Origin of the sequence: uncultured Aquincola sp. (genome assembly GCF_964001545.1) — a bacterium.
Lineage (GTDB): Bacteria > Pseudomonadota > Gammaproteobacteria > Burkholderiales > Burkholderiaceae_C > Aquincola.
Genome location: NZ_CAXFDV010000318.1, coordinates 1 through 10564, shown reverse-complemented (window position 1 = coordinate 10564; position 10564 = coordinate 1). Strand labels below are relative to the sequence as shown.

Here is a 10564-nt window from a genome sequence, read left to right as displayed (position 1 = left end):
GCAGCCTGTTCATGGCGCTGGGCCTGGGCCTGGCCGGCAGCGAGGCGCTGGGCTACCTGCTGGGCGTGGCCATGGTGGCGGCCGCCATCTTCGTGCTGGGCGTGCTGGTGGAAACCGGGCTGCAGCGCGGCATGGCGCGGCTGGTCAACGGTGTGATGCTGCGCATCCCGGTCGTGCGCACGGTGTACGACATGGTGCGCAAGATGGTGGGCCTGTTCGCGCCCGGGCAGGACGACAGCCTGCGCTCGATGAGCCCGGTGTGGTGCCACTTCGGTGGCGTGGGCGGCGCCGCGGCGCTGGCGCTGCTGGGCAGCCCCGAGCCGGTGCTGCTGGAAGGCCGCCGCTACCTGGCGGTGATGGTGCCCACCTCGCCGGTGCCCATCGGCGGCGGGCTCTTGTACGTGCCCGAAGAATGGGTGGTGCGGGCCGACGTGGGCATCGATGCGGTGACCAGCATCTACGTGTCGATGGGGCTGACCTCGGCCCAGCACCTGGGCGTGGCGCCGCCGGTGGCCGGCAGCGCCGCGCCGGTGCGTCAGGGGCCCTGAAAGCCGCCTGCGCGCAGCGTGATCACCAGCGTGTCGCGGTGGCCGCCCGCGCCATCGGGCTGGATGGGCGTGCTCTCGTGGATCACGCGGCTGTCGTCCAGCAGCAGCGTGGTCCAGGGCTGCGTCATCGTGAAGCGCAGGCCGTGCGGGCCGTCGGCCTCGAACACCCGCGTCTCGCCGCCCTTGATGTGCTCACGCGCCACCAGGATCACCGCCACCAAGTCCACGCCGTCGCGGTGGGCGCCTTCGGGCGTGGGGCGGCCGATGCCGCCTTCGGTGTCGATACGGAAGGGATGCGCCTCGATGTACCAGGGCTGCGGCCCGCGCAGCGCGCTGGCGCGCTCGGCCAGCACCACCAGCAGCCGGTTCCACAGCGGGTCTTGCAGCAGCGCCGGCTCGATCGGCTCGAACCAGCGTTCGATGCCGCCGTGCAGCGCGTTGTATTCCACCGGCTGCCAGTGCGCGCGGTGCGGCACCAGGCTCACCTGGTCGCCATCGACCACGAAACAGCCATGCCGCCGCTTGCGGTAGCGGCCGCCGTCGCGCAGGTGCTGGTCGGGCGGCAGGTGGTTCCAGAAAGCCGGCCAGCGGCCCAGCGCCTCGGGGGAGGTGTCGAGGGCGGCGCAAAGGCCGGCGGCATCCAGCACCGCATGGCCTTGCCGCTTCAGGGCGGCATCGGCATGTGCTGGCGGGGTGATCGGGGGCTGCAACATGGTCGCTGCGAGGATAACCGGCGGCGGTGCCGCGCCGGCACGGCACAATCGGTAACCCCAGCGGTCTGCCTCCGATGTACAGCAAGTTCCGTCTTCTCGCGATGTTGCTGGCGCTGCATGCGCCGCCGCTGCTGGCCCACCCGGCAGCCGAGCTGCTGGCACGCAGCCGTCAGGCGCTGGGCACCCACCCCGAAACCAGCCGCGCGCTGGCCGAACAGGCGCTTGACACCCTGGCGCGCGAGCCGGATGCCGACCTGCAGTTGCGCGCCCGCGGCCTGCTGTGCGACTACCAGACCGAGCGCGACCTGGCAGCCGCCCAGGCGCAAGCCGGGCTGATGCGCAACCAGCTGCGCTTTGCCCGCCGGCCCGGCGCCGAGGCGGCAGTGCTGATCTGCGAAGGCGGCATCGAAGAGGCGCGGGGCGCCAGTGCCCGCGCCCTCGAGCTCCTGGAGCGGGCGGTGGCCAGCGCCCAGCAGGCCGCCGACGAAGAGCTGATGGCCGACGCGCTGTTCCAGCGCGGCTACCTGCGCGGTGTGCAGGGCGAACTGGCCACCGGTCTGGCCGACATGCGCGCGGCGATGGCGCTGTACGACAAGCTGCAGCAGACCCAGCAGGCGCAGAACACGCTCAACGGCATCGCCGTGCTGTTCAACCGCATGGGCGATGCGGCGCAGGCCCGTGCCTACCTGGAAAGCTCGCTGCGCCTGCAGCGCGAAGCCGGCCGTGTGCGCGAGCAGATGGTGACGCTGCACAACCTGGGCCGCACGCTGGAAAACATGGGCGAATGGGCCGAAGCCCACAAGGCCTTTGAAGAAGCCCTGCAGCTGGCCCGCAAGCTCGACTACCCGCGTGGCGAGGCGTATGCGCTGCGCGGCCTGGCCAGCGTGCGCAACGCACGCGGCGCCCCGGCCGAGGCCCTGGCGCTGCTGGACCTGGCCGCGCCGATGCAGGAAGACACGCCCGATGCCCGCCTGCAGGCCCAATCGCTGCTGCAGCGGGGCATCGCGCTGCGCCAGCTGCACCGCCCTGCCGAGGCCGCCGGCGTCCTGCGCCAGGCGCTGGCCATCTTCGAGCAGGCCGATTCGCTGGCCGAGCAGGTGAGCACCCGCGCCCAGCTGGCCGGGCTGCTGCACGACCAGGGCGACTGGCGCGCCGCCTACGAGCAGCAGGCCGCCTGGAAGGAGGCGTCGGACACCTTGCTCAAGCGCCAGCTCGACCAGCGCTACGCCACGCTGAAGATCGAGTTCAACAGCGCCGCCAAGGAGCGCGAGAACGAGCTGCTGCTGCGCGACAAGGCCGCCGCCGATGCCGCGCTGGCGCATGAGCGGCGCATCGGCACGCTCAAGCTGGTGGTGCTGCTGCTGGCCACCGCGCTGGCCGCGCTGCTGGCCGTGCTGGCCTGGCGCCAGCGCTGCAGCGGCCGTGCGATGCGCGAGTTGGCGATGACCGATGAGCTGACCGCCCTGCCCAACCGCCGCCACCTGCTGGCACAGCTGGAAGCGGCGCTGCGCGCCGGCAACCGCCAAGGCGCGCTGATGATCCTGGACCTGGATCACTTCAAGCGCTTCAACGACCTGCGTGGCCACCTGGTGGGCGACGAGGTGCTGCGCGCCGTGGCCGCGGTGCTGCGGCAGGCCGCGCAGCGCCCGGCGGTGGTGGGCCGGCTGGGCGGTGAAGAATTTGCGCTGTGGCTGCCCCGCGCCGACATCGTGCGCGCGGCCGAGGTGGCCGAGCAGTTGCGCCGGCAGGTGCAGTCCATCGACACCCGTGCGTGGGAGCTGGACGGCAGCCCGATCACCGTGAGCATCGGCCTGAGCCTGGCCGAACGGGAAGACGACGTGAGCAGCCTGCTGCGCCGTGCCGATGAAGCGCTGTACGCCGCCAAGGCCGCCGGCCGCAACCGGGTGGTGGCCCGCACCGGCCTGAGCGGCGCCCTGGCCGCTCAGGAGGCAGAGGCCGCCATCGGCGCCGCACGGCACCTGCCCACCATGCCCGCGGCGCTGCCACAGGGCGCCGCGGCTTCGGGCAGCACCGGCGCCTGACCGCATCGCCCGGTCGGTGCGTATTCCGCACCGTTATCGTTCTTGCCGATCACAGTTGGCATCTAGTCACACTTTACCTAGACTGCCCGTGTGGCCACACCCTCCACCAGCGCCCTCGAAGCGCGGCAACTGCTCGACACGGCAGCCCGCGCTGCCGGGCTGGGCTTGTGCACGCTGCAACGGCAGGGCCAGCGCTGGCGGGTGCACTGGAATGCGCAGATGCATGCGCTGCACGCCTGGCCGCCGGGCCGCCGCCCGCCCCGCACCCTGGCCGGCTGGCTGCGCCACAGCGTGCACGCCGAAGACGAACCCTGGCTGCGTGACCTGGTGCGCCGCTGGCTGCGCCGCACCGATGCACCGTTGACGCTGCACTTCCGCACGCCGGCCACGGGCGCGCAAGCACCGCGCTGGCTCTCGCTGCACCTGGAGGCCACCGGCCCTCAGCAGCTGCTGGCCGTGGTGCGCGAACAGGCCGATCCGCTGCCGGCCCTGCCGGTGGCGTCCCACCTGCTGGCCCACATCAGCCATGAGCTGCGCACGCCGCTGCACGCCATCCTGGGGGTAACGCAACTCATGTTGATGGCCGACCCGCCGTCGGACCTGGCACGGCGCCGCCAGCAGCTGGAACAGGTGCAAGGCGCCAGCCGCCACCTGCTGGCGCTGATCGACGGCGCCCTCGACCTGTCCACCCCGGGCACCGGCGCGGCGCGCCGGCAGCCCGTGGACCTGCCGGCGGTCGTGGCCCAGGCGCTGGGGCTGGTGCGCGCGGCGGCGGCGGCGCGCCACGTGCGCATCGAAGTCAGCACGCAGCACGGCGCGCCGCCGGTGGGTGAGCCCACACGGCTGCGACAGGTGCTGGTGGGCCTGCTGTCGCGCGCCATCCAGGGCCACCGCGCCGGTGGCACCGTCACCCTCAGTGCACGCTCGGTGCCGCTCGGCCCGCAGGCCCAGGCGCAGGTGGTGCTGTCGGTGGCCGACGACGGCCCCGGCCTGTCGGCCGAGCAGCAGGCGCGCCTCTTCCACCCCTATGCCGACACGCCCGAGCATGAAGCGCCAGACAGCGGGCTGAACGCCAGCACCATGGCCACCGCCAAGGTGCTGACCGAAAGCATGGGCGGCTCCTTGCGGGTGCGCAGCAGCCCCGGCCAGGGCAGCGTGTTCGAGGTCTGGCTGCAGCAGGCCGCCACCCCGCAGGCGCAGGCCTGGTCACGGCCGGCGCCGCTGGCCTCGCCCGCGCCACCCGGCCTGCCGGCCAGCGCCAGCGGCCAGCGCCGGCCTCTGCCGCGCCTGGCCGACGACGGCCGCGGCCGCGTGCTCTACATCGAGGACAACCCGATCAACGCGATGATCCTGCAGGCCTCGGTCGCGCACCGGCCCCGCATCACGCTGCAGGTGGCCGAAGACGGGGCGAGCGGCATCCGGCTTGCCCAATCGATGCAACCCCACCTCGTGCTGCTGGACATGCACCTGCCCGACACCAATGGCCATGCCGTGCTGAAGGCGCTGCACGCCGACCCGCAGACGGCCCACCTGCCCTGCATCGCGCTGTCGGCCAACATGCTGCCCGACGACATCCGGCGCGCGCTGGCCGCAGGCTTCGTCGACTACTGGACCAAGCCGATGGAGCTGCCTTCGCTGCTGGGCGCGCTCGACGCCTTGTTCGGCCACCCCGGCAGCTCGGCCAGCGCCTGAGGCAGCGGACAATCGCACCATGTCGCAGTACTTTGAAGTCCACCCCGAGAACCCGCAGCCCCGCCTGCTGAAGCAGGCCGCGCAGATCCTGCAGCAGGGCGGCGTGGCGGCCATTCCCACCGACAGCAGCTATGCGCTGGTGTGCCACCTCGACGACAAATCGGCGGTGGACCAGTTGCGCCGCATCCGCGGGGTGGACGACAAGCACCACCTCACCTTGCTGTGCCGGGACCTGAGCGAGCTGGCCAGCTACGCCCGGGTGGACAACAAGCAGTACCGCCTGCTCAAGCTGGGCACGCCGGGGCCGTTCACCTTCATCCTCGAAGCCACCAAGGAAGTGCCGCGGCGGGTGAGCCACCCTTCCCGCCGCAGCATCGGCCTGCGCGTGCCCGACCACCGGGTGACCCAGGCATTGCTGGAAGCACATGGCGCGCCGCTGCTTGCCACCACCTTGATTCCGATCGGCGAGACCGACCCCTTGAACGACACCGACGAGATCCGCGAGCGCTACCAGAAGCTGGTGCAGGCGGTGGTGGACGCAGGCGCCTGCCCGATGGAGCCCACCACGGTGATCGACCTGACCGCTGAAGACGCACCGCAGCTGGTGCGCCTGGGCCGGGGCGATCCGGCGAGCCTGGGCCTCAACTTCGATTGAGGCCGGCCAATGCCTGCAGCACCTGTTGCGGGTCAAAGCCCAGCAGCGCGCGGCTGCCGGCCACCAGCACCAGGGGGGTGCCGGGCGCGAGGTGGGCCTGGAAGGTGGCCTGGCAAGCGCTGTCCTGCTCGATGAAGCATTCTTCGAACGGCACGCGGTGCTTTTGCAGCCACAGCCGGGCCTGCGTGCAATAGGCGCAGGTGGTCGACGAGATCAACCGGATGTCGCCCGGCCGCGCCACTGCCACCAGCCGCTCGGCGGCCCGTTGCTGCGCGGTGGCATGCCACCACTGCGTGCCGCCGCTGATGGCCGCGATCAGCAGCACCAGGCCCAGCAGCGAGCGGGCGGAGGGGCGGCTGGCGGCCATGTCGTTCGGCAGCCGGGCGTCAGACGGCCGCGGTGACGACCACTTCCACCTTCCACTCGGGCTTGGCCAGCGCGGCCTGCACGGTGGCGCGCGGGGGCGCATTGCCCGGGGCCACCCAGGCGTCCCACACGGCGTTGAAGGCGGGGAACTCGGCCAGGTCGGTGACGAACACCTGGGCCATCACGATCTTGGACTTGTCGGTGCCGGCGCGGGCCAGCAGCGCATCGATGGCGGCCAGCACCTGCTGGGCCTGACCGGTCATGTCCTGCGTGGCATCGCTGGGCACCTGGCCGGCCAGCCACACGGTGCCGTTGTGCACCGCCATCTCGCTCAGGCGGGTGCCGACGTCGAATCGTTGAACGCTCATTTCTTCACTCCGTGGTGTTGTTGGGAAGCAGGGGTGGCGGTCTTGCCCGCCTTGCTGCCGATCTTCGATTCGGTGCCGGCCATCAGCTTGCGGATGTTGCCGGCATGGCGCCACACCAGCAGCAGGCTCATCACCGCGATGGCCACCGCCATTGGGCCGGGGCCCCAGATCAGCAGCTGGTAAAAGGGTGCGAAGGCCGCGGCCACGATGGCGGCCAGCGACGAGTAGCGAAAGAAGTACGCAATGATCAGCCAGGTGACCAGCGTGGCCGCGCCCAGCATCGGGTTGAGCGCCAGCAGCACGCCGGCCGCGGTGGCCACGCCCTTGCCTCCCTGGAAGCGGAAGAACACCGGCCACAGGTGGCCGAGAAAGGCCGCCAGCCCGACGGCGGCGATGGTGCCCTCACCCCAGCCGAAGCGCGGCGCCAGCAGCAGCGCCACCACCACCGGCACATAACCCTTGAGCGCATCGAACACCAGCGTCAGCAGCGCGGCCTTCTTGTTGCCCGAGCGCAGCACGTTGGTGGCGCCGGGGTTGCCCGAGCCATAGCTGCGCGGGTCCGACAGCCCCATCGCGCGGCTGATGATCACCGCGAACGACAGCGACCCGATGGCATAAGCCACCACCACGGCCAGCAGCCACGACCACGCCATCAACGTGCCATTCACCACGCGCTCCACCTCGGTTTTTGATCAGCCGGGCAGTGTATGCGGCACGGCCGAGCGGCTCATCAGTTCGCGCAGTGCACGGGCTTGGCACCAAGCAGGTCCGTCAGCACCCCTGGCGCGATGCCCACCAGAAAGCCCCGCCGCCCGCCGTTGATGTAGATGCCGGGCAGCGCCAGCACCGACTGCTCCACGTACACCGGCATCGCCTTGCGGGTGCCGAAGGGCGAGGTGCCGCCCACCAGAAAGCCGCTGTGGCGCTGCGCCACCTCGGGCTTGCAGGGCTCCACACCCTTGGCGCCGATGGCACGCGCCAGGTTCTTGGTGCTCACCTGGCGGTCGCCGTGCATCAGCACGATCAGCGGCTGCGCCTTGTCGTCCTGCATCACCAGCGTCTTGACCACCGCATGTTCGTCCACGCCCAGCTGGCGCGACGATTCACCGGTGCCGCCATGGTCCACGTAGTCGTACACATGCTCGGTGAAGGCCACGCCGTGCTGACGCAGCCACTGCGTGGCCGGCGTTTCGCTGACGTGCTTCTGGTCCTTCTTGGCCATCGCCTTACTGCGCAGGGTCGCGGTGCAGCCAGCGGATGCGGTCGACCTCGGCCAGCACCTCGGCCGACAGCGGCACGCTCCAGGCGTCGATGTCCTCATCGAGCTGCGCCACCGAGGTGACGCCGATGATGGTGCTGGCCACGCGGTGGCTGCGGTAGCAGAAGGCCAGTGCCAGCTGCGTCGGCGTGTAGCCGTGGTCGCGCGCCAGCTGGTTGTATAGACGAGCGGCGGCCAGCGCATCAGGCCGGCCCCAGCGCTGCTTCTTCATCGTCTCAAACATCGCCAGGCGGCCCGGGCGGCTGTCGTCGTCCAGGCCCTTGGCGTCGTACTTGCCCGTCAGCAGGCCGAAGCCCAGCGGCGAATAGGCCAGCAGCGACACCTGCTCGCGGTACAGCGTTTCGTCCAGCGCGTTGTCCACGCTGCGGTTGACCAGCGCATACGGGTTCTGCACCGTCGCCACGCGCGGCAGGCCGTGCTGCTCGGCCAGGCGCACGAACTCATGCACGCCCCACGGCGTTTCGTTGCTCAGGCCGATGGCGCGCACCTTGCCGGCCTGGACCAGTTGGCCCAGCGCTTCCAGCTGCTGGTGGATGGGCGTGACGGGCTGGTCACGCTGCGGATCGAAGTACAGGGCCCCGAAAGACGGCACGTTGCGGGCCGGCCAGTGGATCTGGTAGAGGTCGATCACGTCGGTCTGCAGCCGGCGCAGGCTGGCCTCGCAGGCATCGATGATGTCTTGCCCTGTCAGGTCGCCGCTGGCGTTGCGGATCCAGTCGTAGCCCCGCGCCGGGCCCGCCACCTTGGTGGCCAGCACCAGCCGCTCACGCAGCCCGGGGCGCGCCGCCAGCCAGCGGCCGATGATGCTTTCGGTGAGCGTGTAGCGGGCGGCCGAAGGCGGCACCGGGTACATCTCGGCGGTGTCGAAGAAGGTGACGCCGCGCTCCACCGCCCGGTCCATGATGGTGTAGGCGGTGGCTTCGTCCACCTGCTCGCCGAAGGTCATGGTGCCCAGGCAGATGCGGGTGGCCTGCAGGTCGGTGCGACCCAGGCGAACGTGGAAGTCGTTGGGGGTGGTGCTGCTCATGCAGGCTAGTTTGCCGCAGGCGGCGGGCGGCTTCAGGCGCGCGGGTATCGGCGGGTGCACGGGCCAGCCCATGGGTGCTGCAGGTTGCAACGGAAAGGCCGCTTACAGTGCGCCGACGCCGTTGCCGCGGGCCCCCGGTCCCGCCACTGCCTTGGTTGCTGCCCTGCCCTTGCTGCCGCCTGCTGCTGCTTCCCTCGAGGCCCGCCCGCTGCCCGGCCGGGCGCGGGGCTGGCCGGTGTGGCTGGCGGTGCTGGGGCTGCATGGTCTGCTCTTCATCGCCTGGCCGCGCCAGCCGCTGCCCGCCCGGGGCGCGCCGCCTTCCGCGCCGGTGACGATGCTGCGGCTGCTGTGGCCGCAGTCGCCCGCTGCCGATGAACCCGGTGGGCCGCAGCCGACGGCTGCGCCCTCACGTCATGCAGCGCCCCAGGCGCGCCCGGCGCCTGCTGCGACGGCACCTGCCCTGGTGCCAGGCGGGGGGCCAGGCTCGGTGCCCGGCTCCGGGCCTGCCGAAGCGCCAGCGCCCGACGCCGCACCAGCCGTGGGCCAGGCCATCACCTTGACGCCGGCCGAGCCGCCCGCCAGCGCGCCGCTGAACCTGCGCCTGCCCGGCCGCGGGCAGCTGCCCTCAACCCCCGCCGCCGCAGCGCTGGCCGACCCGCGCGCCAACAGCCCGCGGCCGACGCTGGAAGCGCGCCTGGCCCGCAGCCTGGACAACACGGTGACCGAAGAACTGCTGCCCGACGGCAGCGTGCGCATCCGCCGCGGCAACGACTGCTTCATCGCGCGGCCTACCCGCGGCTCGCAGCTCGATCCGTTCAGCGAGCACGCGAAAACAGCGCCGCGCAGCGTGGGCAGTTGTTGACCCGGTCAACCATCGGACGCCGCAGACGCTAACCCCGCCGCGCCCGCTCTTCTTCCTGCAGCCGCAGCACCCGCCGCTGCACCTTGCCGGTCACGGTCATCGGCAGGCTGTCGGTGAACTCGATCTCCTTGGGGTACTCGTAAGGCGCCAGCCGGCCGCGCACATGGGCCTGCAGCTCGGCCACCAGCGCGTCGCCGGGCGCATGACCCGGGGCCAGCACCACATAGGCCTTGACCACCGCGCCGCGCTCGGCATCGGGCTTGGGCACCACGGCGGCATTGAGCACGGCCGGGTGCTTGACCAGGCAGTTCTCGATCTCGCTGGGCCCGATGCGGTAGCCCGCGGCCTTGAACACGTCGTCGCTGCGGCCCTGGTACCAGAGGTAGCCGTCCTCGTCCATCACCGCGGTGTCGCCGGTGCGGCACCACGAATCCAGCGGGTCGCCGGTGAACTTGGCGGCGGTGGCGCGCTCGTTGCGCCAGTAGCCCAGGAAAAAGATCGGATCGAGGTCGCCATGCACGTCGCGCCGGTGCAGCGCCACATCGCCGGGCGTGCCGCGCGGGCATTCACGGCCTTCGTCGTCGATCACCGCGATGCGGTGGCCCGGGTAGGCCCGGCCCATGCTGCCGGGCCTGGCCGGCCAGCCGGGGGCGACGTTGCCGTCGGCCCCAGGCAGGCCGCCGCAGTTGCCGACGATGTAGTTCATCTCGGTCTGGCCGAACATCTCGTTCATCGGCACCTGCAGCACGTCGCGGCACCAGGCCATCACCGCATCGCCCACCGGCTCGCCGGCGGCCATCACCGCCTGCAGCCGCAGCCTCGGAAAGCGCTGACGTGGCGCGGGCACCGCCTTCATCATGGCCTTCAGCGCCGTGGGAAACAGGAAGGTATGCGTCACGCCATGGCGCTGCATCAGGCCGAAGGCGGTCTCGGGGTCGAAGCGGCCGCTGTAGCCCACCAGCGGCCGGCCGAAATACAGCACCGGCAGCAGCACGTCGATCAGGCCGCCGGT

At 71.5% G+C, this 10564-nt stretch carries 12 protein-coding genes; 5 read left to right on the top strand and 7 right to left on the bottom strand.

Going from position 1 to position 10564, the window contains the following annotated elements; genetic code table 11:
* Positions 1-548: DUF502 domain-containing protein (locus ABNT58_RS11200; RefSeq protein WP_348753556.1), on the top strand; the 548-nt coding region annotated here is incomplete at its 5' end.
* On the opposite strand, the gene ABNT58_RS11195 is transcribed toward ABNT58_RS11200, so the two are convergent.
* Positions 536-1261, bottom strand: coding sequence for a 2OG-Fe dioxygenase family protein (locus ABNT58_RS11195; protein ID WP_348753555.1), 726 nt, complete (start codon positions 1259-1261; stop codon positions 536-538). The two genes, ABNT58_RS11200 and ABNT58_RS11195, sit on opposite strands and share 13 nt — an antisense overlap.
* Positions 1262-1335: 74 nt before the next feature.
* On the opposite strand from ABNT58_RS11195, the gene ABNT58_RS11190 reads away from it, so the two are divergent.
* The 3 genes from ABNT58_RS11190 to ABNT58_RS11180 all read left to right on the top strand — a co-directional run bounded on the left by ABNT58_RS11190 (position 1336) and on the right by ABNT58_RS11180 (position 5650).
* Positions 1336-3303 (top strand): tetratricopeptide repeat-containing diguanylate cyclase, encoded by a 1968-nt coding sequence (locus tag ABNT58_RS11190; protein ID WP_348753554.1) that lies wholly within the window; start codon positions 1336-1338, stop codon positions 3301-3303.
* Positions 3304-3393: 90 nt separating this feature from the next.
* Entirely contained in the window at positions 3394-4995 is a 1602-nt protein-coding gene (locus tag ABNT58_RS11185; RefSeq protein ID WP_348753553.1) for a response regulator, read from the top strand.
* A 19-nt stretch (positions 4996-5014) separates the two neighbouring features.
* Complete coding sequence (locus tag ABNT58_RS11180) at positions 5015-5650, top strand: L-threonylcarbamoyladenylate synthase (protein ID WP_348753552.1); 636 nt, start codon at positions 5015-5017, stop codon at positions 5648-5650.
* Here the strand turns inward: ABNT58_RS11180 and ABNT58_RS11175 are convergent.
* The 5 genes from ABNT58_RS11175 to ABNT58_RS11155 form a co-directional block, all read right to left on the bottom strand.
* The gene (locus tag ABNT58_RS11175) at positions 5637-6017 is read right to left on the bottom strand and encodes a glutaredoxin family protein (protein WP_348753551.1); all 381 of its coding nucleotides are present in this window, start codon (positions 6015-6017) and stop codon (positions 5637-5639) included. The two genes, ABNT58_RS11180 and ABNT58_RS11175, sit on opposite strands and share 14 nt — an antisense overlap.
* A 19-nt stretch (positions 6018-6036) precedes the next feature.
* Positions 6037-6384: a RidA family protein gene (locus ABNT58_RS11170; protein ID WP_348753550.1), complete on the bottom strand. Its 348-nt coding sequence runs from the start codon at positions 6382-6384 to the stop codon at positions 6037-6039.
* Complete coding sequence (gene plsY, locus ABNT58_RS11165; RefSeq protein WP_348753557.1) at positions 6381-7037, bottom strand: glycerol-3-phosphate 1-O-acyltransferase PlsY; 657 nt, start codon at positions 7035-7037, stop codon at positions 6381-6383. Before plsY ends, ABNT58_RS11170 begins: the two co-directional genes overlap by 4 nt.
* A gap of 77 nt (positions 7038-7114) precedes the next feature.
* Positions 7115-7606: an aminoacyl-tRNA deacylase gene (locus ABNT58_RS11160; RefSeq protein ID WP_348753549.1), complete on the bottom strand. Its 492-nt coding sequence runs from the start codon at positions 7604-7606 to the stop codon at positions 7115-7117.
* Positions 7607-7610: 4 nt separating this feature from the next.
* Positions 7611-8690 (bottom strand): aldo/keto reductase, encoded by a 1080-nt coding sequence (locus ABNT58_RS11155; RefSeq protein WP_348753548.1) that lies wholly within the window; start codon positions 8688-8690, stop codon positions 7611-7613.
* A gap of 151 nt (positions 8691-8841) precedes the next feature.
* On the opposite strand from ABNT58_RS11155, the gene ABNT58_RS11150 reads away from it, so the two are divergent.
* Positions 8842-9552, top strand: a complete 711-nt coding sequence (locus ABNT58_RS11150) for a hypothetical protein (RefSeq protein WP_348753547.1) — start codon at positions 8842-8844, stop codon at positions 9550-9552.
* Positions 9553-9580: 28 nt separating this feature from the next.
* Here ABNT58_RS11150 and ABNT58_RS11145 read toward each other — a convergent pair.
* Positions 9581-10564: AMP-binding protein (locus tag ABNT58_RS11145; RefSeq protein ID WP_348753546.1), on the bottom strand; the 984-nt coding region annotated here is incomplete at its 5' end.